19 protein-coding genes and 1 pseudogene are annotated in these 23,215 nt (G+C 63.9%); 11 read left to right on the forward strand and 9 right to left on the reverse strand.

The features are described 5' to 3' along the window. Positions 1-175: 175 nt before the first annotated feature. The gene (gene hydA, locus GV819_RS21995) at positions 176-1,615 is read right to left on the reverse strand and encodes a dihydropyrimidinase (RefSeq protein WP_161758156.1); all 1,440 of its coding nucleotides are present in this window, start codon (positions 1,613-1,615) and stop codon (positions 176-178) included. A gap of 621 nt (positions 1,616-2,236) precedes the next feature. On the opposite strand from hydA, the gene GV819_RS22000 reads away from it, so the two are divergent. The 7 genes from GV819_RS22000 (at position 2,237) to msrA (ending at position 10,834) form a co-directional block, all read left to right on the forward strand. Further along, positions 2,237-3,724 carry an NCS1 family nucleobase:cation symporter-1 gene (locus GV819_RS22000; protein WP_161758157.1) on the forward strand — a complete coding sequence of 496 codons (1,488 nt, stop codon included), beginning with the start codon at positions 2,237-2,239 and terminating at the stop codon, positions 3,722-3,724. 322 nt (positions 3,725-4,046) lie between these two features. Next, the gene (locus GV819_RS22005; protein WP_161758158.1) at positions 4,047-5,324 is read left to right on the forward strand and encodes a Zn-dependent hydrolase; all 1,278 of its coding nucleotides are present in this window, start codon (positions 4,047-4,049) and stop codon (positions 5,322-5,324) included. A 162-nt stretch (positions 5,325-5,486) separates the two neighbouring features. Then, positions 5,487-6,017, forward strand: a complete 531-nt coding sequence (locus GV819_RS22010) for a hypothetical protein (protein ID WP_256667562.1) — start codon at positions 5,487-5,489, stop codon at positions 6,015-6,017. A gap of 109 nt (positions 6,018-6,126) precedes the next feature. After that, positions 6,127-7,095, forward strand: a complete 969-nt coding sequence (locus GV819_RS22015; protein WP_161758159.1) for an aliphatic sulfonate ABC transporter substrate-binding protein — start codon at positions 6,127-6,129, stop codon at positions 7,093-7,095. A gap of 150 nt (positions 7,096-7,245) precedes the next feature. Further along, a complete protein-coding gene (locus tag GV819_RS22020) occupies positions 7,246-9,321 on the forward strand; it encodes an ATP-binding cassette domain-containing protein (RefSeq protein WP_161758160.1) in 2,076 nt (691 codons plus the stop codon). Then, positions 9,318-10,373, forward strand: a complete 1,056-nt coding sequence (locus tag GV819_RS22025; RefSeq protein ID WP_161758161.1) for an ABC transporter substrate-binding protein — start codon at positions 9,318-9,320, stop codon at positions 10,371-10,373. The genes GV819_RS22020 and GV819_RS22025 overlap by 4 nt, the downstream gene beginning before the upstream one ends. Further along, positions 10,370-10,834, forward strand: coding sequence for a peptide-methionine (S)-S-oxide reductase MsrA (gene msrA, locus GV819_RS22030; RefSeq protein WP_178124844.1), 465 nt, complete (start codon positions 10,370-10,372; stop codon positions 10,832-10,834). The genes GV819_RS22025 and msrA overlap by 4 nt, the downstream gene beginning before the upstream one ends. Positions 10,835-10,918: 84 nt before the next feature. Here the strand turns inward: msrA and GV819_RS22035 are convergent, their stop codons facing one another. Continuing rightward, a complete protein-coding gene (locus GV819_RS22035; RefSeq protein WP_161758162.1) occupies positions 10,919-11,191 on the reverse strand; it encodes a hypothetical protein in 273 nt (90 codons plus the stop codon). A gap of 1,373 nt (positions 11,192-12,564) precedes the next feature. Beyond that, positions 12,565-12,933 (reverse strand): VOC family protein, encoded by a 369-nt coding sequence (locus GV819_RS22045; protein WP_161758164.1) that lies wholly within the window; start codon positions 12,931-12,933, stop codon positions 12,565-12,567. 328 nt (positions 12,934-13,261) lie between these two features. Between GV819_RS22045 and GV819_RS22050 the strand changes: the two are divergent. Beyond that, positions 13,262-13,435 (forward strand): annotated as a pseudogene (locus tag GV819_RS22050) (transposase); the annotation flags it as partial. On the opposite strand, the gene GV819_RS22055 reads toward GV819_RS22050, so the two are convergent. The 3 genes from GV819_RS22055 to GV819_RS22065 are packed head-to-tail and all read right to left on the reverse strand — an operon-like array spanning position 13,425 to position 19,204. Further along, positions 13,425-14,843, reverse strand: a complete 1,419-nt coding sequence (locus GV819_RS22055) for an efflux transporter outer membrane subunit (RefSeq protein WP_161758165.1) — start codon at positions 14,841-14,843, stop codon at positions 13,425-13,427. The pseudogene GV819_RS22050 and the gene GV819_RS22055 sit on opposite strands and share 11 nt — an antisense overlap. Then, positions 14,827-15,993, reverse strand: coding sequence for an efflux RND transporter periplasmic adaptor subunit (locus tag GV819_RS22060; protein WP_161758166.1), 1,167 nt, complete (start codon positions 15,991-15,993; stop codon positions 14,827-14,829). The genes GV819_RS22055 and GV819_RS22060 overlap by 17 nt, the downstream gene beginning before the upstream one ends. Beyond that, the gene (locus GV819_RS22065; RefSeq protein ID WP_161758167.1) at positions 15,983-19,204 is read right to left on the reverse strand and encodes an efflux RND transporter permease subunit; all 3,222 of its coding nucleotides are present in this window, start codon (positions 19,202-19,204) and stop codon (positions 15,983-15,985) included. The genes GV819_RS22060 and GV819_RS22065 overlap by 11 nt, the downstream gene beginning before the upstream one ends. A gap of 229 nt (positions 19,205-19,433) precedes the next feature. Between GV819_RS22065 and GV819_RS22070 the strand changes: the two genes are divergently transcribed. The 3 genes from GV819_RS22070 to GV819_RS22080 all read left to right on the forward strand — a co-directional run bounded on the left by GV819_RS22070 (position 19,434) and on the right by GV819_RS22080 (position 21,419). Next, entirely contained in the window at positions 19,434-19,838 is a 405-nt protein-coding gene (locus tag GV819_RS22070) for a hypothetical protein (protein ID WP_161758168.1), read from the forward strand. Between the two features lie 30 nt (positions 19,839-19,868). Beyond that, entirely contained in the window at positions 19,869-20,279 is a 411-nt protein-coding gene (locus GV819_RS22075) for a hypothetical protein (protein WP_025128123.1), read from the forward strand. A 123-nt stretch (positions 20,280-20,402) separates the two neighbouring features. Then, a complete protein-coding gene (locus GV819_RS22080) occupies positions 20,403-21,419 on the forward strand; it encodes a PDDEXK nuclease domain-containing protein (protein WP_161758169.1) in 1,017 nt (338 codons plus the stop codon). A 94-nt stretch (positions 21,420-21,513) separates the two neighbouring features. Here GV819_RS22080 and GV819_RS22085 read toward each other — a convergent pair whose 3' ends face one another. From GV819_RS22085 to GV819_RS22095, 3 genes are all read right to left on the reverse strand, one after another. Next, positions 21,514-21,852, reverse strand: coding sequence for a YkvA family protein (locus GV819_RS22085; RefSeq protein ID WP_161758170.1), 339 nt, complete (start codon positions 21,850-21,852; stop codon positions 21,514-21,516). 217 nt (positions 21,853-22,069) lie between these two features. Then, positions 22,070-22,489 (reverse strand): DUF6691 family protein, encoded by a 420-nt coding sequence (locus tag GV819_RS22090; protein WP_161758171.1) that lies wholly within the window; start codon positions 22,487-22,489, stop codon positions 22,070-22,072. Next, a complete protein-coding gene (locus GV819_RS22095) occupies positions 22,486-22,926 on the reverse strand; it encodes a YeeE/YedE family protein (RefSeq protein ID WP_161758172.1) in 441 nt (146 codons plus the stop codon). The genes GV819_RS22090 and GV819_RS22095 overlap by 4 nt, the downstream gene beginning before the upstream one ends. Positions 22,927-23,215: the final 289 nt, after the last annotated feature.

The following is a 23,215-nucleotide window of genomic DNA, read 5'->3' on the forward strand; positions in this document are numbered from 1 at the left end:
GGTTTTTTGGCTGCCTCTGACGGGCATCTTTGCGAATTTCGTGTAGGAGCCGGCTTGCCGGCGAAGAGGGCCTTGAGTCCTGTGGGGGCTTTGAGGACGCCTTCGCTGGCAAGCCAGCTCCTACACAATCCAGCTCCTACACAAGCCGGCTCCTGTGATGGGCGGGGAGTGGCGGTCAGCGTTTGACGGCAGTCGGTTTGTGCCGCTCGGCGCGCTTGCTCAAGAGGTCGAACACCGCCGGGTAGGCCGGCCGTTCGATGTAGCGCCCGGCGCCGCGTTCGGCTCGCAGGTCGCCGTCGGCCCACACCAGCTTGCCCTGGCTGATGGTGTGGCTGGGCACGCCGCGCACGGTCTTGCCTTCGAAGATGTTGAAGTCCACCTGCTGGTGGTGGGTCTTGGCGGAGATGGTGCGGCTGCCTTGCGGGTCCCAGAGCACCAGGTCGGCATCGGCGCCGACGCGGATCGCGCCCTTGCGCGGGTAGAGGTTGAAGATCTTCGCGGTGTTGGTGGAGGTCAGGGCGACGAACTCCTGCATCGACAGGCGCCCGCTGTTCACCCCTTCGTCCCACAGCACCGCCATGCGGTCTTCGATGCCGGCGGTGCCGTTGGGGATCTTGCTGAAGTCGTCGCGGCCGGCGGCTTTCTGTTCGGCGCAGAAGCAGCAGTGGTCGGTGGCGGTGGTGTGCAGGTTGCCCGATTGCAGGCCATGCCACAGCGCCTGTTGATGGCCGATGGGGCGGAATGGTGGGCTCATCACGTAGCCGGCGGCGGTCTGCCAGTCGGGGTGGCGGTAGACGCTGTCATCCAGCAGCAGGTGGCCGGCCAGCACTTCACCGTAGACCGGTTGGCCCTTGCTGCGGGCGTAGGTGATTTCGTCCAGGGCCTCCTGGGTCGATACATGCACCAGGTACAGCGGCGTGCCAATGGTTTCGGCAATGCGGATCGCCCGGCTGGCGGCTTCGCCTTCCACCTGGGAGGGGCGCGACAGCGGGTGTGCTTCCGGGCCGGTGATGCCCTGGGCCATCAGCTTGCGTTGCAGGTGATACACCAGCTCGCCATTTTCCGCGTGCACCGTGGGCACTGCGCCCAGCTCCAGGCAGCGCTCGAAGCTCGCCACCAGGGTGTCGTCGGCGGCCATGATCGCGTTCTTGTAGGCCATGAAGTGCTTGAAGCTGTTGATGCCGTGGTGCTGCACCAGCTCGGCCATTTCCTCGCGGACCTGCTCGCTCCACCAGGTGATGGCGACATGGAAACCGTAATCGCTGGCGGATTTTTCGGCCCAGCCGCGCCACTGGTGGAAGGCTTCCAGCAACGACTGCTGGGGGTTGGGAATCACGAAGTCGATGATCGAAGTGGTGCCCCCCGCCAGGCCCGCCGCGGTGCCACTGAAAAAGTCTTCGCTGGCCACCGTGCCCATGAAAGGCAGTTGCATGTGGGTGTGGGGGTCGATGCCGCCAGGCATCAAGTATTGGCCGCTGCCATCGAGCACTTCGCAGCCTGCGGGAATATCCAGATTGTTGCCGATGGCTCTAATCAGGCCCTCTGCGCAGAGGACGTCGGCTGTATAACTTTCATCATGGGTAATAACGGTGGCGCCACGGATCAACAGAGACATTCCGAGTTCCTCGCAGGCATGACCGACTGGTGCCGGTTCTAACTTTTTTATTGAACGCGCTGATAACTTTACAATCCTGTCAGCCGTGTCAGGAATAGAAGCTAGCCCGAGTTATAAGAAACAGCAAGAATATTTTTTATAAGCTTATATTCAATATAAATAGTTGAAATATAAGGATAAAAAATAGAAATCTGCAAAATGGTGCAGCGCCTCACCATTTTGACGCACTTGACAGGATCGAAAAATAGTCGAGATTTCCTATGTCGAATCAGCCGCTTGAGGAGGCACTGGGAAAACCGATAAATAATTAAAAAAATAACTGTGCACTGCTTTGGGTCCTGACCGAATGGACAACTTGCCAAACACCCGGCCTGAGTGAATTGGCAACTAACCAGGGACTCGCAAGTTGCTTGCATAAAACCCAACTACATCAGTTGTTTACATGGATTCCGCCGACTGTGCAGCAGCGCCCGCGCAAGTACTTGGCATCTTTATTGAGTGCCGCCGCAGGTCGATGTGCCAGAGGCTGGAAGTCGTAAGTTCTCCGGCCATCGTCCGGCGCGCGAACCCTTCGCCTGCCGCCCTGATGAGCAAAATAATCAGAACAACAGTGGAGCGGCCATGCAACAGAACAGATCCCAGGTCACCGAGCGCGCCGGCTTGTACGAGCTGGACGCCGGCAGCGACGTACTCGACAGCCCCCGTTACAACCACGACATCGCACCGACCAAGGTCCAGGAGCGCACCTGGAACAAATGGCACATCACCGCATTGTGGATCGGCATGTCGATCTGCGTGCCCACCTACACCCTGGGCGGGGTGCTCACCGCTTACTTCGGCCTCAGCGTCGGCGAGGCGCTGCTGGCGATCCTCCTGGCCAATATCGTGGTGCTGGTGCCCCTGACCCTCAACGCCTTTGCCGGCACCAAGTACGGCATCCCGTTCCCGGTGCTGCTGCGCTCGTCGTTCGGCATCATCGGCTCCAACGTGCCGTGTCTGATCCGCGCCTTGGTGGCCTGCGGCTGGTTCGGCATCCAGACCCTGTTCGGCGGCCTGGCGATCCATCTGTTCCTGGGCTCGATCTTCGAGGGTTGGAAGGCCCTGGGCGGCACCGGTGAAGTGATCGGTTTCATGATCTTCTGGACCCTCAACCTGTGGGTGGTGCTGCGCGGCGCCGAGTCGATCAAGTGGCTGGAAACCCTGTCCGCGCCACTGCTGGTGGCGGTGGGCATCGGCCTGCTGGTGTGGGCCTTGCCCAATGTGTCCCTGAGCGAGTTGCTGGCAATCCCGCCCAAGCGTCCCGAAGGCGCCAGCGTCACCAGTTACTTCATGGCCGGGCTCACGGCGATGGTCGGCTTCTGGGCCACCCTGTCGCTGAATATTCCCGACTTCAGCCGCTACGCGAAAAGCCAGAAGGACCAGATCCTCGGGCAGATCTTCGGCTTGCCGTTGACCATGTTCCTGTTCGCTTCTCTGGGCGTGGTGATGACCGCCGCCTCGGTGAAACTGGTGGGGGTCACGGTGTCCGACCCGGTGAGCCTGATCGGCCATATCCAGAGCCCGGGCTGGGTGGCCCTGGCCATGGCGCTGATCATCATCGCCACCTTGTCCACCAACACCGCGGCCAACATTGTCTCGCCCACCAACGACTTCCAGAACATTGCCCCGAAGCTGATCGGCCGCACCAAGGCGGTGATCCTCACCGGCCTGGTGGGGCTGGCGCTGATGGGCCACGAGCTGCTGAAAAAGCTCGGCCTGCTGATTTCCGACGTCAGCCTGGAGACCGTGTATTCCAACTGGCTGCTGGGCTATTCCAGCCTCCTGGGGCCGATTGCCGGGATCATGGTGGTGGACTATTTCATCATCAAGAAACAGCGCCTGGACCTGGCCGGCTTGTACCGCGACGACGTCTACCCGGCGTGGAACTGGCACGGCTTCATCGCCTTCGGCGTGCCGGTGGCGCTGACCCTGATGTCCCTGGGCAGCGACGCTTTCAGTTGGTTCTACAGCTACGGCTGGTTCACCGGCTCGGCCCTGGGCGGGCTGCTGTATTACGGCCTGTGCACCTGGCGCAGCCCCCAGGTGGCGACCGCCAAGACCCCAACATGAACACCCAACCAGCGCTCTCGCTCACCACCATTCCCGTAGGAGCTGGCTTGCCAGCGAAGGCGTCAGCCACGACGGCACAAGGCTCCAGGGCCTATTCGCCGGCAAGCCGGTTCCTACGGTGGGCTGGCGGTGTTTGTTGTAGGCGCTGGCTTGCCAGCGAAGGCGTCCTCAGCCTTGCACCCGGCTCGAGGGCCTCTTCGCCGGCAAGCGGAGCGCCGCCCGGCCGGCTCCTACAGATACAGGTTTTGCCAGGCCATTATCCCGGGCGATTGCTGGCACGAATCCCCCGACACCATCAGAAGAAATGCCTGAGGAGATCACCATGAACGCTGCCGTTGAGGTTCTGCAATCCAGCCATCAGCACATCAACCGCGACCGCCTCTGGCAGTCGCTCATGGAGCTGGCCCGGCTCGGCGCCACGGTCAAGGGCGGGGTTTGTCGCCTGGCCCTGACCGACCTCGACCGCCAGGCCCGGGACCTGTTCGTGCAATGGTGCGAAGCGGCCGGCTGCACGGTCACGGTGGACGGCATCGGCAACATCTTCGCCCGCCGTCCCGGGCGCAACCCGCAACTGCCACCGGTGATGACCGGCAGCCATATCGACACCCAGCCCACCGGTGGCAAGTTCGACGGCTGCTTCGGCGTGCTGGCCGGGGTGGAAGTGCTGCGCACCCTCAACGACCTCAAGCTGGAAACCGAGGCGCCCCTGGAAGTGGTGGTGTGGACCAACGAAGAAGGCTCGCGCTTCCCGCCGTGCATGATGGGCTCCGGGGTGTTCGCCGAAAAATTCACCCTGGAAGATACCCTGGCCAAGACCGACGCCGAGGGCGTCAGCGTCGGCGAGGCCCTGAATGCCATCGGCTACGCCGGAAAGCGCCAGGTCAGCGGGCACCCGGTGGGCGCCTATTTCGAGGCCCATATCGAGCAGGGGCCGATCCTTGAAGACGAACGCAAGACCATCGGCATCGTGCTCGGCGCCCTCGGCCAGAAGTGGTTCGACCTCAAGCTGCGGGGCGTCGAAGCCCACGCCGGGCCGACCCCCATGCACCTGCGCAAGGACGCCCTGGTGGGCGCCGCCGCCGTGGTGGCGGCGGTCAACCGCGCCGCCCTCGGTCACCAGCCCCATGCCTGCGGCACCGTCGGCTGCCTGCAAGCCTATCCGGGGTCGCGCAACGTGATCCCGGGAGAGGTGCGCATGACCCTGGACTTCCGCCACCTGGAGCCGGCGCGCCTGGATTCGATGATTGCCGAAGTGCGCCAGGTGATCGACAACACCTGCGAAGAGCACGGCCTGAGCTTCGAACTGACCCCGACCGCGGACTTCCCGCCGCTGTATTTCGACCCCGTCTGTGTCGAAGCCGTGCGCGGCGCGGCCCAGGGGCTGGGCCTGTCCCATATGGACATCGTCAGCGGCGCCGGGCACGACGCGATCTTCGTCGCCGAACTGGGCCCGGCGGGGATGATCTTCGTGCCTTGCGAAGGCGGCATCAGCCACAACGAAATCGAGAACGCCGACCCCGACGACCTGGCCGCCGGCTGCGCCGTGCTGCTGCGCGCCATGCTCGCCGCCTCCCAATCCATCGCCCAACACCAACCGTAGGAGCCGGCTTGCCGGCGAAGAGGCCCGCAAGACATGTACCGCCCATGGCGACGCCTTCGCTGGCAAGCCAGCTCCTACAAGGGCATCGTCAGCCGCTGGTCCTGGCGTACACTGGCGAACTTTTCGCACGGGATGTCGACTATGCACAGGATGGCGCTCTGTTTGGCCCTGGCTCTGAGCCTGGGGGGTTGTATCGATTACAAATGGGGCCATGACTGGAAGGCCGACAGCCTTGGCGGTTGGCAGGACGCCAGCAAGGGAAGGTATGACCAGGGCACTTCGTTCAAGCTGGCCTGCGGGCCCGAGCCGCTGTATGTGAAGCTGACCTCCGCGCCGTCCCACCATCTGATGTCGCTGCTGTTCGTTCCCCTGGTCCCGGCGGCCACCGGCGATGACAACCATCTGAGCATCAACGCCCGCCACCCGAGCCTCTCGGCCTGTTCGGCGGCGCAGAACCCCCTGGTGATCAAACTGGACAACCGGGTGATCAGCAATATCGGCTACACAGCCGGCAACCAGGCGGGCAGTTGCGAGCTACGGCTGGACGAGCGCGAGTTGCAGGGCGAGCGGGTGTCGATCGAGGTCAATCAGGCCGTGCTGCCTTGTGCCGTGGCCCCGCTGACCTTGAAGAAAAACGGCTTCTTCTGCCTGCGGCAAACCCAGTTCGGCGGTTCCAAGCCCTGTGAGCGCTAGGGGTAGTCAGTCGCACGAACCTAAGCTAATTCCTAAAAAGTATTTATTTTCGATTTGTTAGATCGATTAGCTTTTAGCGACTTTCCTGTCTCTCAGAAGGTCCGCCCCCATGCGCCTGCCCTTTGCTTTGCGTCGCAGCTTGTCGATCACCGCCCTGGCCGGCCTGGCGCTGGGCATGGCCTTGAATGCCCAGGCCGACACCGACCTGCGCATCGGCTACCAGAAATCCTCGACCCTGCTGGCCTTGCTCAAGGCCCAGGGCACCCTGGAAAAACAGCTGGCGGGGCAGGGGGTGAAGATCACCTGGCACGAATTCACCAGTGGCCTGCCGCTGGCGGAATCGCTGAATGTGAGCAATGTCGATATCAGCGCGGATGTCGCCGACACGGTGCCGGTCTTCGCCCAGGCCGCCGGGGCCAAGCTGACCTATTTCGCCACCGAAACCCCATCACCCGCCGCCCAGTCCATCGTCATTGCCAAGGACTCGCCGCTCAAATCCCTGGCCGACCTCAAGGGCAAGCGCATCGCCGTGACCAAGGCCGCCGGCAGCCATTACCTGCTGATTGCCGCCTTGCGCGAAGCAGGGCTGAGCTTCGCTGATATACAACCGGTGTACCTGACCCCGGCCGATGGCCGCGCCGCCCTGGAAACCGCCAAGGTCGATGCCTGGGTCACCTGGGAACCCTTCGTCGCCAGCGCCCAGCGCCAGCAGGGCGCGCGGGTGCTGCACGACGGCCAGGGGCTGGCCAGCTATCGCCGGTACTACCTGGCATCCAGCGACTACGCCAAGGCCCATCCCGAGGTGCTGAACCAGGTGTTTGCCGAGCTGCAGAAGACCGGCACCTGGGTCAAGGCGCATCCGGCCGAGGCGGCAAGACTGCTGGGCCCGCTGTGGGGCAACCTGGATGTACCGACCGTGGAACTGGCCAACAGCCGCCGCACCTATCAGGTGGAAGTGGTGAAGCCGGACGCCTTGGGCGAGCAGCAGAAAATCGCCGATGCCTTCTACCAGGAAAAGCTCTTGCCCAAGCCAGTGGATGCGCGGGCCGTGCAGTTGTGGAGCCCCAAGAAGTTGTGATCGCTGGTTAGATTGCCTTCGCTGGCAAGCCAGCTCCTACATGCACTACGCGATGCCGTTGTAGGAGCCGGCTTGCCGGCGAACAGGCCCCCTCTTTTTTTCTTGTTCACCGCCGGCTACGCCATCCCGCGCCCGGCGTCAGGAGTTCCCGTGTCTGCCGTTCACCCCCAAGAGGCTTTCGCCGTCCCAGCCTCAGCCGCCACGCCACCGAGCCCCGCCGACGTGGTGCTGGAGTTGCGCAACCTGACCAAGCACTACGCCCGTCGCCGTGGCCAGAGCGCGCCGCCGGCGGTGCAGCAGGTCAGCCTCCAGGTGCGCCGTGGCGAAGTGCTGTGCCTGATGGGCACCTCCGGCAGTGGCAAGTCCACCTTGCTGCGGCATATCAACCGGCTGATCGAGCCCAGCAGCGGCGAGGTGCTGATCGACGGTGCGGCCATCAGCCAACTCTCGGCCGAGGAACTGCGCACCCTGCGTTCCCGGCGCATCGGCATGGTGTTCCAGCATTTTGGCCTGTTGCCCCATCGCAGCGTGCGCGACAACGTCGCCTTGCCCCTGGAACTGCGCGGAGAGCCCGAACCCCAGCGCCATGCCGCGGCCGATCTGCAACTGCAAGCCATGGGCCTGGACGGCTGGGGCGAGCACTACCCCCATGAACTGTCCGGCGGCATGCAGCAGCGCGTCGGCCTGGCCCGGGCCCTGGTCAGCGAACCGGACATCCTGCTGATGGACGAACCCTTCAGTGCCCTCGACCCGACCATCCGCCGCGACCTGCAAAGCCACTTTTTGCGGGTGGTGCGCGAGCGCGGCATCACCACTTTGCTGGTGACCCACGACCCGGCAGAAGCCTTGCGCCTGGCGGACCGCATTGCCGTGCTGCGCCACGGCCAACTGATCCAGCTGGGCACCCCCGGTGAGTTGCTGGAGCAGCCGGCGGATGCCGAAGTGGCGGACTTCTTTCAGGACCACGGGGCCCGCAGCGACACGCCGGTGACGGTCTTGCCGACCCCGGGCAAGCGCGGGGTGGCGCCGGCACCGGCCAGCCCTGGATTGTCCTTGGCCCAGACCCTGCTACTGGGGCCGGCGGCCCTGGCTGCCAGCGGTCGTGGTGGCCTGTATTGGCTGGGCTTTGCCCTGGAGCTGGGCGCCGCCGCGGCCCTGGGGCAGGGGCTGGCCACGGCCAGTCTTGCCTGGGGCGCCCTGGCGCTGCTCGGCCTGCTGTGCAGCCGCCTGTTGAGCCTGACCCTGGCCCGGCGCCCCAGCCGCCAGGGCCGTTCCGACTGGCGCCTGCCGTGGCTGGTATTGCTGCTGTGCCAGGCCCTGGTGCTGTGGCGGGTTCTGGTCGCCGATGCCTCTGGCCCCTGGCTGCAGTTTCCCGCCGACCGCCAAGTGCTGCTGGGCACCGCGGCGGCCATCGACCAGTTGATCGGCTGGTCCCAGGTCACCTTTGAAAGCACCTTCGTCGGCGTGATAGTGGCCGTGCGCACGGTGATCGAAAGCATCGAAAGCCTGCTGGGCTGGCTGCCCTGGCCGGTGCCGGCCCTGGCCCTGGTGCTGCTGGCCTGGCGCAGCGCCGGCGCCGCCCTGGCCCTGACCAGCGCCGTCGCCTTGCTCTACATCGGTCTGTTCGGCTTCTGGGAACGGACCATCGCCACCCTGGCCCTGGTGGGTTCCTCGGTGCTGATCTCGCTGTTGATTGGCGTGCCTGCCGGCATCCTCCTGGCCAAGCGCGCCCTGGCCCGGCGCCTGATCACCCCCTTGCTGGACGTGATGCAGACCCTGCCGACCTTCGTGTACCTGATCCCGGCGGTGGCGTTCTTCTCGGTGGGCAAGACCCCGGCGGTGATCGCCACGGTGATCTTCGCCCTGGCGCCGATGATCCGCCTCACTGCCCTGGGGATTCAGGAAGTGCCCAAGACCGCCGTCGAAGCGGCCCTGGCCCACGGCGCCACACCCTGGCAGATCCTGACCAAGGTCGAGCTGCCCCTGGCTGCGGGTTCCTTGCTGCTGGGGATCAACCAGACCCTGGTGATGAGCCTGTCGATGGTGGTGGTGGCGGCGCTGATCGGCGCCGGTGGCCTGGGCTACGACGTGATGACCGCGCTGCGCAACATCAAGGGCGGCGAGGGCATGTTGGCCGGCGCCGCGATCGTGTTCTGCGCGTTGATTCCCGACCGCATCATTCAAGCGACCCTGCGCCAGCGGGATCGCACATTGCATCAATCATGAGGTGTCCCTTGAACAAGTCGTTTACCCGTACCCTTGGCGCCGCCGCGCTGCTGTTGGGTTTGTCCCTGCCGGTGCTGGCCAAGGACAAGATCGTTATCGGCGAACAGAACTGGACCGGCGCCATCGCCATCCAGAACATCCTCGGCGAAGTGATCAAGAGCCGCCTCGACGGCGACGTTTCCTACCTGGCCGGCGACGTGCCGGTGCTGTTCGCCGCCGCTGCCAAGGGCGATGGCTCGGTGGACGTGCTGACCGATATCTGGCTGCCCAACCAGTCTGCCGCCTGGGCCAAATACGTCACCGGCGGCACCCGCTCCCTGGTGCCCAACAAGCAGCCGTACCTGGGGGTGCAAGGCTTCTACATTCCCGGCTACCTGCAAGACAAATACGGCGTGAAATCGGTCTACGACCTGCAAAAGCCTGAAGTGGCGAAACTCTTCGAACCCCTGGGCGGCGGCAAGGCGCAACTGCTGGTGGGCCCTGCGGGCTGGGAGTCCACCTACATCGGCGAGATCAAGGCCAAGGACTTCGGCTTTGCCGATAAATTCGAATCGGTGTCCACCGAAGCCTCGGTGACCTACGCCAAGCTCGCCGCGGCCTACAAGGCCCAGCGCGGCGTGGTGTTCTACGCCTACACCCCGGACTGGATCTTCTCCGCCTTCGACCTGCGCCGCCTGGATGAACCGGCGTTCGACGGCTATGCCCAGGACAACAAGAAGGGCGACCCGCTGTACAAGGCCGATGGCTGCTGGAAATTCATCAGCCCCACGGTGGACGCCGACTGGCTGAGCAAGAGCAAGATCACCTGCGCCTACCCGGATGCCCGGGTGTATGTCCTGGCCTCCAGCGCCCTGCAAAAGCGCGCACCGCGAATTGCCGCGTTCCTGGAGAACTTCAGCATCGAGCCTCAGGCCCTGAACGACCTGATCCTCAAGATTGAAAAGGAACAGCAACCGGCGGCGCAGGCGGCCAAGGAATGGGTGGCGGCGCATCCGCAGATCGTCGATGGCTGGCTGGGCGCCAGCGGTGAAAAAGTGGGAGTGGCGCAATGAGCGGGGCGCCGGTGAACAGCGTCGAACAGGCGACCTTCGGCGCCGGCTGCTTCTGGGGCGCGGAAGCCGCGTTCCGGGCCCTGCCTGGAGTAGTTGGCAGCCGCGTTGGCTACGCCGTGGAAGCGGCGGACGAAGCCTTGCAGATAGAAGTGGTGCAGGTGGATTTCGACCCCCAGGTGCTGGCTTATTCGACTCTGATCGAACACTTCTGGGGCCTGCACGATCCCACCTCGGTGGATCGCCAGGGCGAGCATGGCGGGGTGAAGTATCGCTCGGCGATCTTCCACACCAACGCCATGCAGGCCGAACAGGCGAGGGCGGCCAAGACCGCCCTGCAAGACTCCGGACGCCTCAACAAACCCGTAGCCACGGTGGTCGTGCCACTGGGGCGCTTTGAACTGGCGGATGAAGAGCACCAGCGTTACCTGGAAAAGAACGGCCTGAGCAGCTGTCATATCTGATCGTTTGCAGATACGCAGGCTTCTGTAGGAGCTGGCTTGCCAGCGAAGAGGCCCGCAAGACCGCCTTCGCCGGCAAGCCGGCTCCTACGCCACCCGCCACTGAATCACTTCCAGCACCGCGCAGCCTTCTCGTGTCAGCAGGTGCACGCCACGGGTGATGCGGGTCAGATCGCAATCGCTGATGTCTTTCAGCTCCAGGCTGGACAGGCTGTCCATCAGGTCGCGGACCACGGTGAAACGGTGGGCGGCGCTGCTGGCCAGGTCGCTCAAGGGGGCTTGGGTGTCGAGGTAGAACACCGGGTGTTCGGTGTCGTGGGTGTCGATGGGGGTGAAGCGGGGGAGGTGATGGTCAGTCATAGGTATGGCTCCTGCTTATAGAGCAATCGCCTTGGTTGCCGACCGAAAGAGCTGAGGCAGTGGTACGCGAGCAGGTTGGCCGAGGAAAGGGCCACAGCACACCCTGAGGTGTCCCGCGCAGCACCGTCATAACTCCTGATCGCGGGAACAAAGGCGACTGCCAGGATGTTTGAAAGTGGATGCGTTCCTATATTCGACCGGCCAAGGTCGCTCGCGGATCTGGCTGCGAGGGGCGGACTATAGGAAGGATGCTGGAGCAGTGCAACCGGGTGTTGAAGGTGATGTTTGAGTGGTTGTGTCGACTGTCTGGTGGCTGGTTTTGATGGGGTACATATCCATTGCTGCGGTCACGGCCACTTAGGGTTTCGCCCTTACGGCGACTCACTTTTTTCAAACGCCGGAATGCCGGCCCAGCAAAAAGTAAGCAAAAACGCTTGCCCCTCCATGGGCCCCTCGCTGGGGCTCGGGGTTCCCTCACTCCGGTGCCGCTCCGGGGACCCGCCGCCCCAGGCCATCCATGGCCTGGGGCGGCTAGCTCGGCATCCTTGCCGAGCTGCCCCCTACGCAACGCCTGCGCTCGGCCTGCTGGGAAGGGGCCTGAAGATCAAGATCAAGATCAAAAGCCAAGCGCGTTTACGCGCTCTTCGTAGGAGCCGGCTTGCCGGCGAAGGGGCCCTCAAGTCATGCATCGTTCTGGCGGACGCCTTCGCTGGCAAGCCAGCTCCTACGGGGCGGTACACACGGCCTCATCTTCAGGCCGGCCGCAAGGCCGCCGTCAGATTTTGATCTTGATCTGCCTGCCCCCTTAGACACGATGGCCGAACGCAGGCATTGAGCCGTGGGTAACCCGGCAGGACGCTGGGTTAGCCGCCCCAGGCCATGGATGGCCTGTGGCGGCGGCCCACGGATCAATGCCGGAGTGAGGGAACGCCGAGCCTAGGCGAGGCGCCGAGTGGAGGGGCAGAAGCGTTTTGCTTACTTTTGCGCTGTTCAAAAGTGAGTCGCTGTAAGAGCGAAACCGTAAGTGGCCACACCCGCAGCAACGGATATGTATACCACCGCGGTAAAAACGAAACGCAACAATGGATATGTATTCCGAACCTCCCTAACGACCTCTATATCACCCCTTAAAATAGACTAGAGAGTGTCGTCGCAAGACTCAAAAAACATTGATGATTGATCTTTTTAGTTAGGCGGTCAGCGTGTCGTGGCTCTTGCAACCTATCGGCGTCACGATATTTACGACAGTTTATGGAGCTCGCTGAAACCTCATTTACCCACCCGTTCCCCGTCAGAGGAACTGATGGTGAAACAATACTTCTGCTCAGATATTTGTATTGCCTTGTGAGCTATCAAAGCTTGTGGACATGAGATTAGGCAGGCATCTCGGCAGAAAAACATAGTTTGTTTTTATCCAAGTCTCTCGCATACGCTGAAAAGTAGGGCCCCCGTTGGCCGGGTTTACCCTCGCAGGCACCGCCTAGCTCAATCACCTTTTCATGAAGTCTTTTTACTTTTTCTACAGAGTCAACATTAAAACCAATCATCGTGCCATTTCCATTTGTTGCAGGCTCCTTATTGAAGGGAGTGGCTAGCGCAAATGAAAAATTGTTACTTTGCCAGTAAGTCATTCTGTCTGTTGATATCAAGTACTTGAGTTCTGTTTTCTCAAAGAGTGCATTGTAGAACTCAGTTGCAGCCGCCATGTTGTTTGTGCCTAGGACGCAGTAATTAACTCTCATAATTTAATGTCTCATGTTCGTAACAGGGTTTAGTGCTCATGATTAGCATGATGAAGTTGCTCATTGCAGTCATTATGCTGCAGGGCAGTGACAGTTTCTGTCAGGATTGATCGATACGTACAACAAGGGAAGGGCAGGCCGCAGAGTTTGGGGAAGTCCTACGCTAAGCCGGCTTGGCTTAAGTGCGTTTCCTGTTCCGGCGTTTTTCAAGGTAGTTGTCGCGTCAGCCGTCTAGATAGGTCGTCACAAGACTCAAAAAAATTGATAATCGGTCTTCCTAGTTAGACGGCCAGCGTGTCATGCCCTTGCAACCCATCGGCGCCACGATATCTCCGACAATGTATGGAGTTTGCTGAAACCTCATTTAGCCGGCCGCGAAGGCTCCTGGGGAGGACGAGCAAAGGACAATCGGCTATTCATCAACACCGTATTCTGGATTTTGCGCACCGGGGCACCTTGGAGAGACCTGCCAGGCGATTATGCTTCAGGTTTCAAGCCCCACCTTTCCACCCCCCACCCAACGCCACCACTAACCCCACGCTCGCCTGCAACTGCCTCGTCTGCAGCGCCTGCAACCCCCGCTGCGCCTGCAGCGCTGCAGTCTGTGCCGTGACCACATCCAGATAACTCACCGCCCCGGCCTGATAGCTGTTCATGGCCAAGGTCTGGGTGTGCTGCGCTGCATTCACCGCCGCCTGCTGATCCAGCGCTTCCTGGCGCAGATCCCGCAGTTGCCCCAGGTTGTCCTCCACCTCGCGCACCGCCCGTAGCACTTGCCCACGGTAATGCGCGGCGGCTTCTTCAAACTCGGCGTGGGCCTGGCGCTCATTGGCGCTCAGCCGTCCGCCATCCAAGATCGGCAGGTTCATCAGGGGGCCCAAGGCCCAATAGCGATTGCCCGCCGCCAGCAGATTACCCACGCCCTGGGTCTGCCCACCGAGCATCCCGGTCAGGCTGAAATCCGGATACCAGGCCGCGCGGGCGATGCCGATGCCGGCGTTGGCGGCGTACACCCGGCGTTCCGCCGCGGCAATGTCCGGCCGGCGTTGCAGCAGGGTGCTGGGCAGTTGTTGGGGAATGCTCGGCAGGCTTAGCAGCTGTTCCGAGGGCGCAAGGCTGAACTGGCTGGCCGGTTCGCCCACCAGTTCGCCAATGGCGTGTTCGCTGAGGTTGCGCTGGGCCCGCACTTCGTCCAGTTCGGCCTCGGCGCTGGCCAGTTGGCTCTGGGCCCGGGTCAGGTCCAGTTCCGAGGCGATCTGCCCTTGATAACGGTCGCGGGTCAGTTGCAGGGCCTGGGCGTAATCCTCCAGGGAGTGGCTCAAGATCCGGCTCTGGGCATCCAGGCCATTGAGTTGCACATACAGGCTCGCCAGCTGTTTTTGCAGGCTCAGGCGCGCTGTCGCCAGGTCGTCGCCGGAGGCTTGGGCCTGGGCATCGCCGGCTGCGGCCTGGTTGCGGATGCGCCCCCACAGGTCGAGGTCGAAGCTCAGGGTAAAACCGGCGCTGTTGCTGTTGTACACCGAGGGTTGGCTGCTGCCGCGCAGGGGGCGGCTGTCCGACTGGCGTTGGCGCAACGGCTGGGCGCTGGCGCTGATCTGCGGGAACAGCCCGGCGTGCAGTTGGCTGGCGTAGGCCTGGGCGCTGTCGTAGTGGGCCAGGGCTGCCGCCAGGTCCGGGTTGGCCCGGAGCAGGCGCTGTTGCAGGTCGTCCAGACGCGAGTCCTGGTACAGCAGCCACCACTGCTCGGCGAGCCCCTGGGGCGTGACGGCCGGGTGCCAGGGGCCATCGCTGCTCTGTTCGCGGTATTGCGCCGGCAGCTCGATGGCCGGCACCTGGTAGTGGGGCGCCAGGGAGCAGCCGTGCAGGGCCAGCAACAGCAGGGCGGCGAGGGGTTCAAGCCTTGGGCGCATGCTCACCTCCTGCGTCCGCCAGTTGCACCAGGTCACCTTCGCGCAGGGCGTCCGGCGGGTTGTCGATAACCTGATCTGTGGCTTGCAGGCCCTGGTCGATCACCAGTCGTTCGCCCAGGTCGAGGCCGATATGGATGCTGCGCAGGTGCACGTGCCGGGAACCGTCGATCAGCGCCACCTGGGTGCCCTGGGCGCGGAAGATCAAGGCGCTGGCGGGGATGCTCACGCCGTGGGTGTCGGCGGGAATCGCCAGGCTCGCCTCGGCGTAGTCGCCGGGCATCAGAGCGCCGTCCGGGTTGGCGGCGACGAACTGCGCCAGCAGGGTGCCGGAGCGCGGGTCGATGGCGGTGGAGTCGCCCACCAGTTGCGCGCGAAAGTGCTGGCCCGGGTGCTCGGGCACGCTCAACTGCGCTTCCAGGCCGGGGCGGATCACGCTGGCGTAGTTCTGCGGAATCGGTACGTAGAGCCGCAGTTTGTGGGTGTCTGCCAGGTCGAACAGTTCCGGGTCGCTGTCGTTGTCGGCCTTGATCAACTGGCCGATGTCGGTGTGGCGGCCGGTGATGGTGCCGGCGAACGGCGCGCGAATGGTCTTGTAGTCTTCCAGCGCCGTGAGCCGTGCGTAGTCGGCGGCGGCTGCGTCAGCATTGGCCTTGGCCGCGGCGGCGTTGGAGCTTTTTTCATCGGCTTCCTGGCGCGATACCGAATGGCTGGCCAAGAGGTGCTGCCAGCGCTCGGCGGTGGTCTGGGCCAGCCGCGCGTTGGCTTGCTCCTGGATCATCCGCGCCCGGGTCTGGGCCACTTGCTGATCCAGGTCGGGGCTGTCGATATGGGCCAGCACTTGCCCGGCGGTCACCTTGGCGCCTATGTCCTGGGTCCAGTCCTTGAGGTAGCCGCTGACCCGGGCGTGGATCGGTGCCTTGCTCCAGGCTTCCAGGTGCGCCGGTAGGCGCAGGGTGTCGCCCAGTAGGTTGTGCTGCGGCTGGAACACCAGCACCTGCGGCACGGCGGCGGTTTCGGTCCAGGCGACCACGGCCCGTTCATGCCGGGTACGTGCGGCCAGGCCGCTGGCCACCAGCAGGGCGGCCAGGCTCAGGCCGCCTATGCCCAGCAGCATCAGGCGTTTGCGCGAAGGGGTGTGATCAGGCGACATGGGTGTTTTCTCCAGCAACAGCGGATTGGGGACGGCGGCCGTGGACCAGGCTGAAGACCACGGGGACAAAAATCAGGGTGGCGACGGTGGCGAGGAGCAGCCCGCCGATCACCGCGCGGCCCAGGGGCGCGTTCTGTTCTTCGGACAGGGCCAGGGGCAGCATGCCGATGATCATCGCCAGGGCGGTCATGCACACCGGGCGAAAGCGCGTGTAGCCGGCTTCCAGGGCGGCCTTGAGGGCATCGCCGTGCTCCGCCAGGCGCTCGCGGCAGAAACTCACCACCAGGATCGAGTTGGCGGTGGCCACCCCCATGCACAGGATGGCCCCGGTCAGCGCCGGCACCGACAGCGAGGTGCCACTCAAGAACAGCATCCACACGATCCCGGCCAGGGCCGCCGGTAGCGCGGTGATGATCACGAACGGATCGACCCAGGACTGGAAGTTGACCACGATCAGCAGGTAGATCAGCACCACCGCCCCCAGCAGGCCCAGGCTCAGGCCGCTGAAGGCTTCATGCAGGGCGTCGATCTGCCCGTGCAGGCTGACCGTGGCGCCCTTGGGCCGCAGGGCTGCGGCGTCGTCCAGGACCTTTTGCATGTCGTGGGCCACGGCGCCCAGGTCACGCCCCTGGACGTTGGCGTACAGGTCCAGTGTGGGCTGGATGTTGTAGTGGCTGACCACCGCCGGGCTCTCGCCCCGGGAGATGTCTGCCAGGCCGCCGAGGATCTGCGACTGGCCGTTGCTGCCGGTGACCGGCAGTGCCTCCAGGGCCGGCAGGCTGTCCAGGCGGTACTGCGGGGTGGCGGCGACGATGGAGTAGGACACGCCGTTCTTCGGGTTGAGCCAGAAGGTCGGCGCCACCTGGGAGCTGCCGGCCAGGGAGGCCACCATGCTGTTGGTCACGTCGCGCTCGGTGATCCCCAGGCCATTGGCCCGCAGGCGGTCGACCTTGACCTGCAAGGACGGGTAGCCGGTGGACTGCTGGATGCGCAGGTCGGCGATGCCCGGCACATGCTGCAGGCGCCGTTGCAGTTCCAGGGCGAAGGCGCGGTTGGCTTCGGCGTTGGGCCCGGAGATTTTCACGTCCAGCGGGGCCGGGGCGCCGAAGTTGAGGATCTGGCTGCTGATGTCCGCCGGCAAAAAGGCGAACTGGCTGCCCGGGAAGCTTTCCGGCAAGGCTTGGCGCAGTTGCTTCACGTAGTCGGCGCTAGGGGCGTGGCCGGGTTTCAGGGTGACCTGGATATCGCCGTCCTGGGGACCGATGGTGCCGCTGTTGCTGTAGGCCATGTCGATGCCGCTCAGGGGGATGCCGATGTTGTCGATGATGCTGTCCAGTTGTTCCGGCGGGATTACTTCGCGGATGCGCCCTTCGATGCGGTCGAAGGCCGCCGCGCTTTCCTCGATCCGCGTGCCCAGGGGCAGGCGCACGTGCAGGGCCAGGGCGCCGGCGTCGGTGGCGGGGAAGAAGTCCTGGCCCAGGCTTGGCAGCAGGGCGAAGGACGCCAGCACACAGGCAAGAAAGCCGAGGATGAAGCTCTTGCGCCGGCCCAGGGCCAGGTGCAGCAGGCCGTGATAGGTGTCGCGCACGTTGGAGAAGCGCGCCTCGAAACCCTGCTGGAAGGCCAGCAGCCCGCGCACCAGGGCATTGCGCGGCTTGGCGTGCTGTTCGCCTTCGTGGTGGTTGATGAAAGCATCTTCCGGGTGATGCCCGGGGCCTGCTTCCGGCGTGTGCGGCTTGAGCAGGTACATGGCCAGGGTCGGCACCAGGGTCCGCGAGAGGATGAACGAGCTGGCCATGGCGAAGATCACCGCCAGGGCCATGGGCCGGAACAGGTAGCCGGCGATGCCTTGCAGCAGGAACATCGGCACGAAGACGATGCAGATGCACAGCAGCGAGACGAAGGCCGGGCCGACGATCTGCTTGGCGCCGTCGAGGATCGCGTCCTTCACTGCCTTGCCCTGTTCCAGGTGCCAGTTGATGTTTTCGATGGTCACCGTGGCGTCGTCCACCAGGATTCCCACCGCCAGGGCCAGGCCGCCCAGCGTCATGACGTTGAGGGTCTGGCCACTGACGGCCAGCAGGGCGATGGCCGCGAGCACCGCCAGGGGGATCGAGGCGGCAATGATCAGGGTCGAGCGCCAGCTGCCGAGGAACAGCAGGATCATCGCGCTGGTCAGCAGGGCGGCGATGATGCCCTCACGAGCCACGCTGCCCACCGACTGCTTGACGAACACCGAGGCGTCCCCCAGCAGCGAAGTCTTCAGCGCTGGCGGCAGGGTTTCGTTGATCCGCGGCAGCATCTGGCGGATGCCGTCGACGATCGACAGGGTGGAGATATTGCCGTTCTTCAGCGCCGGCATCAGCACCGCGCGGCGTCCGTCGACCCGCACGATATTGGTCTGCGGCGGCGAGCCGTCGCGCACGTGGGCCACCTGGCCGATGGTGATCAACGCACCGTCCACGGTCTTGATCGGCAGGTCGTTGAGCTCCTCGATGGCGGTCGGGCTGTTGTTCAGCAGCACCGTGTATTCATCGCTGCCGAGCTTGGCGGTGCCCACCGGGATGATCTGGTTCTGCGCTGCCAGGGCGTTGCCCACGTCCTGGGCCGACAGGCCCTTGGCGGCCAGGGCTTGTGGGTCCAGGTCGAGGGTGATCTGCCGTTGTTTGCCGCCCATGGGCGTGGGCATGGCCAGGCCGGGCAGGGCGCTCAGGGGCAGGCGGATGTTGTTCTGCACCAGGTCGCGGATCTTCGCTTCCGACAGGCTCGGGCTGGAGAAGGCCATCTGCAGGATCGGCACCGTCGAGGCGCTGTAGTTGAGAATCAGCGGCGGGGTGATGCCCGGTGGCATCTGCTTGAGCACGGTTTGTGAAACGGCGGTCACCTGGGCGTTGGCGGTGCGGATATCGACCCCGGGCTGGAAGAAGATCTTGACGATGCCCATGCCCGGCAGCGACTGCGATTCGATGTGCTCGATGTCGTTGACCGTGGTGCTCAGTGAGCGCTCGTAGGTGTAGATCACCCGCCCGGCCATGGCCTCCGGCGACAGGCCGTTGTACTGCCAGACCACCGCCACCACCGGAATGCCGATGTCGGGGAACACGTCGGTGGGGGTACGCAGGGCCGCCAGGGGCCCGATGATGCAGATGAAAATCGCCAGCACGATGAACGTGTAGGGCTTGAGCAGTGCGGTCTTGACCAGCCCGAGCATGCCGAAAACCTCCGAGGGAGTGGGATTGCAAACCTCGGCAGCCTGCAGCGACCCACCTAACACGCGGCTTTCAGCCAGGTGAAGGAAGTTTTAGCTAAGGCCTGTATTTCCTTTCATGTGGATTCATTTGTTCTCGCTCCGGGGCCTCGACAAGCTGGATCGGCATCGACACAGGCGATTGTCTCGGGCCTGCGCCGCACTCATTACTGTCATTTGCGAGGTTTCTTCCATGTCCCTCAAACCCTTGTTGCTGCTGCCGGGCCTGGGCCTTATGTGCCTGCTTTCGGCCTGTGCCGGGCCGCTGCCCAAGGCCGATCCGCAGCAGGCCTGGATCGATCTTTCCCCGGAGTCGCCCAACGACTTGCTGGCCGACAGCGTCGATGGCAAGCGCCTGAACGATGGCCGCTACTTCCAGGTCAGCCCCGGCCAGCACCAATTGCAGATGGCCTTGCTGCAAGGGGCCAACGGCAACTCGGCGCAGCCTGAATGCCTGGGCCGCCTGGACTATGCCGGGTTCAAGGCCGGAGGCCATTACCAACTGCTGGAATCGAGCCAGGGCGAGGAGGTGCGCGCCGCGCTGCTGGATGCCCAGGGTCGGCAAGTGGCCCAGAGCCGGCCGTTCAGCTGCCTGTAAACGTTTTTTTAACTGTCGAGGTACTGCTTCATGACACTCAAACCATTGCTGCTGATCCCCGCCCTGGGCCTGACATGCCTGCTTTCTGCCTGTGCCGGGCCCATGCCCCAGCCCGACCCCAGCCAAGCCTGGATCGGCCTGCAGGAAGAGGCGCCCAACGACCTGATGGCCGAACGGGTGGACGGGCAGAAGATCGACGATGGCCGCTATTTCCAGGTCAAGCCCGGTGCTCACCGCCTGGACGTGACCCTGTTTGAAGAGAATGTCGGCGATTCCAACCAGCAAGACTGCAATGGCCATGTCAGCTACAGCGGCTTCAAGGCCGGCGAGCATTACAAACTGGTGGAGTCGAGCCTGGGCACCGAAGTGTCGGCGCGCTTGTACGACGCCAAGGGTAAGCAGGTGGCCAGTACCCATGACTTTGCGTGCATGCCGGGCTGACCGGTCCGTTTGCGCAGCTCGAATCAGGACGTTTCGCTCAATGGAAAGAGACAGGGCTGACTACAGGTTCATGGCGGGCCACGGGATGATAGGGGCCTGTTTCCTGTCAATCGGGCATTGCTCATGAATCAACAGGCGCAAGCGGCAAACACATCCACCGACGTGGCATTTGGTGAAGTAGCGTTGATGATCGTCGCCGCCCGGCAACGGGCGGTGCGAGCGGTGAACACTGAACTGGTGGAACTGTACTGGCAGGTCGGGGCCTATATCAGCCGCAAGATCGAGGCGGCGGAATGGGGCGATGGTGTGGTCCAGCAATTGGCGGATTACCTGGCGCGGCAACAGCCGGGCCTGCGGGGGTTTACCCGGGCGAACCTGTTCCGCATGCGGCAGTTTTACGAGGCTTATCGTGATCACGAGAAAGTCGCACCACTGGTGCGACAATTGCCCTGGAGCCACCATCTGGTGGTCATGGGGCAGAGTAAAGGGCCAAGGGAGCGTGAGTTCTACCTGGATCTCGCGGTCCGGGAGCAGTGGTCACGGCGCGAGCTGGAACGGCAGATCAAATCCGCCCTGTTCGAACGCACGCTGACCCGCCCGGCAAGCGTCTCGGCAGCGGTGAGACAAACCCACCCCGAGGCTCTGAAGGTATTCAAGGATGCCTACATGGTGGAGTTTCTCGACCTGGCCCAGGGGCATGACGAAGCCGATCTGCATCAGGGCCTGGTGCGCCAGCTCAAGGATTTCCTGATCGAAATGGGGCGCGACTTCTGCTTTGTCGCTTCAGGCTATCCGTTGCAGGTTGGCGGGCGCGATTTCGCCCTGGACCTGCTGCTGTTCCATCGTGGCTTGAATTGCCTGGTGGCCGTTGAACTCAAGGTCGGGCGCTTCGAGCCGGAGTACCTGGGCAAGCTGGACTTTTACCTGGAGGCCCTGGACCGCCAGGTGCGCAAACCCCACGAAAACCCGGCCCTGGGTGTGTTGCTCTGTGCCAGCAAGGAGGACGAGGTGGTGGAATATGCCCTCAACCGCTCACTGTCGCCGGCGTTGATCGCTGAGTACCGGACCCAACTGCCAGACAAGAAACTGCTGCAGGCCAAGTTGCAGGAGTTTTATGCCCTGGACACGCAAGCGCGGTGAGTCTGGCGGCCATCTTGTGCGGGCGCTCCAAAGTGCTCTCGTGAGTCGGATGAACACCAAGGACCGCACCCCAGCCGTTGCGCTTGCCCCTTGTTCAGTCTGGTTCACTGCCGAACCAGTCCGCCAGGCGCGCGCTGGCTTGCTCCTTGACCTCGGCGTTGATGTGGGCGGCCACGGCCACCACTGAACCGGCCAGCAGCCCAAAGTCATCCGCGTATCCGACACCCGGGATCAGGTCGGGGATGATGTCCACGGGCAGCACGAAGTAACCCAGGGCAGCGTAGATGGTGGTCTTGGCCCAGATCGGGGTTTGCGGTCGTTGCGCGGCGTAGTAGAGCCAGAGGGTTTTCTGGATCAAGGTCCGGCCGGTTCGCGAGGCATAGCGGCCGATCTTGCGCCAGAGGCACTGTTCAAGGGATTGGGTGGTCGACATGGCGTACTCCTGGGGGATACAGGTCCAGGCCATAGTCGCCGCCTGCGCGGTTGACCGGCAGAGGCCAATCTTTCCCTGGCCACTTGCGTCGTAGGAGCCGGCTTGCCGGCGAAGAGACCGGGCCTGGCGCCGTGAGTCCTGTGTCAGGTCAGCGGCGCCGGCGAGGGCGCGTTCGCTGGCAAGCCAGCTCCTACCGGGTGGCGAGGCGCTGTGCCATTCAAGGCTGCCGACGGGCTTCCAGGCGCTGGAACAGCAGCATGCCCACGAGCATGGCCAGGACAAACACCCAGGCTTGCCAGTGCCCGCTCGGCAACAGCACCAGGGCCGGCCCCGGACAGATCCCGGCAATGCCCCAGCCGATGCCGAACAGCAGGCTGCCGCCGATCAGGCGCCGATCCACGCCGCGCTTGGGCGGAATCTGCATCGGTGCTCCCAGCCATGCGTGCGACCGGCCCATGGCCCAATGGAAAGGCCACCAGGCCACTGCGATGGCACCGAGCATCACCAGCGCTAGGGACGGGTCCCAGGTTCCCGCCAGATCGAGAAAGCCCAGGACCTTGGCCGGGTTGGCCATGCCCGCCAGCAACAGGCCGATGCCGAACAGCAGGCCGGCGATAAAGGCGCAGAGTTTTCTCATGCCGTCAGCCCCAGCAGATGCCGAAGCACCCAGACAGTGGCGAAGCCCGTGGCCATGAAGCACAGGGTGGCGATGAGCGAACGGGGTGACAGCCGGGAAATGCCGCACACGGCGTGCCCGCTGGTACAGCCGGCGCCATAGCGAGTGCCGATGCCCACTAGCAGGCCGGCGCTGACCAGGCCGAACAGACCGCTCTGGAACTCGGCGGCCGGCAGGGCGTGAAACAGGCCCCAGAGCAGGGGCGCGAGCAGCAGGCCGAGAATGAACAGCGCCTTTTCGCCCCAGCCGTCGCTGCCGGGTTGCAACAGGCTGCCGAGCAGTCCGCTGATCCCGGCGATGCGCCCGTTGGCGACAATCAGCAGCCCGGCGGCGAGGCCGATCAATGCCCCTCCAGCCAGGGCCGACCACGGTGTGAAATGCAGGTAATCCAAAAGCATATCGAGTTCCTCGTAGGAGCCGGCTTGCCGGCGAAGGGGCCGCTCGTGGCGCCGCTATTTTTCCCTTGCAAGGCCAGCGTCGGTGAGGCCGCCTTCGCTGGCAAGCCAGCTCCTACGGGTGGTGGTGCGTAGGTTGATGTAGGAGCCGGCTTGCCGGCGAAGGGGCCGCTCGTGGCGCCGCTATTTTTCCCTTGCAACGCCAGCGTCGGTGAGGGCGCCTTCGCTGGCAAGCCAGCTCCTACGGGTGGTGGTGCGTAGGTTGATGTAGGAGCCGGCTTGCCGGCGAAGG

It is taken from the genome of Pseudomonas sp. Fl5BN2 (assembly GCF_009908205.1).
Classification (GTDB): domain Bacteria; phylum Pseudomonadota; class Gammaproteobacteria; order Pseudomonadales; family Pseudomonadaceae; genus Aquipseudomonas.

What these genes read in the sequence shown, in the direction of transcription:
- hydA (WP_161758156.1), bottom strand. Translation starts at nt 1,615, where the DNA reads ATGTCTCTGTTGATCCGTGGCGCCACCGTTATTACCCATGATGAAAGT.
- GV819_RS22000 (WP_161758157.1), top strand. Translation starts at nt 2,237, where the DNA reads ATGCAACAGAACAGATCCCAGGTCACCGAGCGCGCCGGCTTGTACGAG.
- GV819_RS22005 (WP_161758158.1), top strand. Translation starts at nt 4,047, where the DNA reads ATGAACGCTGCCGTTGAGGTTCTGCAATCCAGCCATCAGCACATCAAC.
- GV819_RS22015 (WP_161758159.1), top strand. Translation starts at nt 6,127, where the DNA reads ATGCGCCTGCCCTTTGCTTTGCGTCGCAGCTTGTCGATCACCGCCCTG.
- GV819_RS22025 (WP_161758161.1), top strand. Translation starts at nt 9,318, where the DNA reads ATGAGGTGTCCCTTGAACAAGTCGTTTACCCGTACCCTTGGCGCCGCC.
- msrA (WP_178124844.1), top strand. Translation starts at nt 10,370, where the DNA reads ATGAGCGGGGCGCCGGTGAACAGCGTCGAACAGGCGACCTTCGGCGCC.
- GV819_RS22035 (WP_161758162.1), bottom strand. Translation starts at nt 11,191, where the DNA reads ATGACTGACCATCACCTCCCCCGCTTCACCCCCATCGACACCCACGAC.
- GV819_RS22045 (WP_161758164.1), bottom strand. Translation starts at nt 12,933, where the DNA reads ATGAGAGTTAATTACTGCGTCCTAGGCACAAACAACATGGCGGCTGCA.
- GV819_RS22055 (WP_161758165.1), bottom strand. Translation starts at nt 14,843, where the DNA reads ATGCGCCCAAGGCTTGAACCCCTCGCCGCCCTGCTGTTGCTGGCCCTG.
- GV819_RS22060 (WP_161758166.1), bottom strand. Translation starts at nt 15,993, where the DNA reads ATGTCGCCTGATCACACCCCTTCGCGCAAACGCCTGATGCTGCTGGGC.
- GV819_RS22065 (WP_161758167.1), bottom strand. Translation starts at nt 19,204, where the DNA reads ATGCTCGGGCTGGTCAAGACCGCACTGCTCAAGCCCTACACGTTCATC.
- GV819_RS22070 (WP_161758168.1), top strand. Translation starts at nt 19,434, where the DNA reads ATGTCCCTCAAACCCTTGTTGCTGCTGCCGGGCCTGGGCCTTATGTGC.
- GV819_RS22075 (WP_025128123.1), top strand. Translation starts at nt 19,869, where the DNA reads ATGACACTCAAACCATTGCTGCTGATCCCCGCCCTGGGCCTGACATGC.
- GV819_RS22080 (WP_161758169.1), top strand. Translation starts at nt 20,403, where the DNA reads ATGAATCAACAGGCGCAAGCGGCAAACACATCCACCGACGTGGCATTT.
- GV819_RS22085 (WP_161758170.1), bottom strand. Translation starts at nt 21,852, where the DNA reads ATGTCGACCACCCAATCCCTTGAACAGTGCCTCTGGCGCAAGATCGGC.
- GV819_RS22090 (WP_161758171.1), bottom strand. Translation starts at nt 22,489, where the DNA reads ATGAGAAAACTCTGCGCCTTTATCGCCGGCCTGCTGTTCGGCATCGGC.
- GV819_RS22095 (WP_161758172.1), bottom strand. Translation starts at nt 22,926, where the DNA reads ATGCTTTTGGATTACCTGCATTTCACACCGTGGTCGGCCCTGGCTGGA.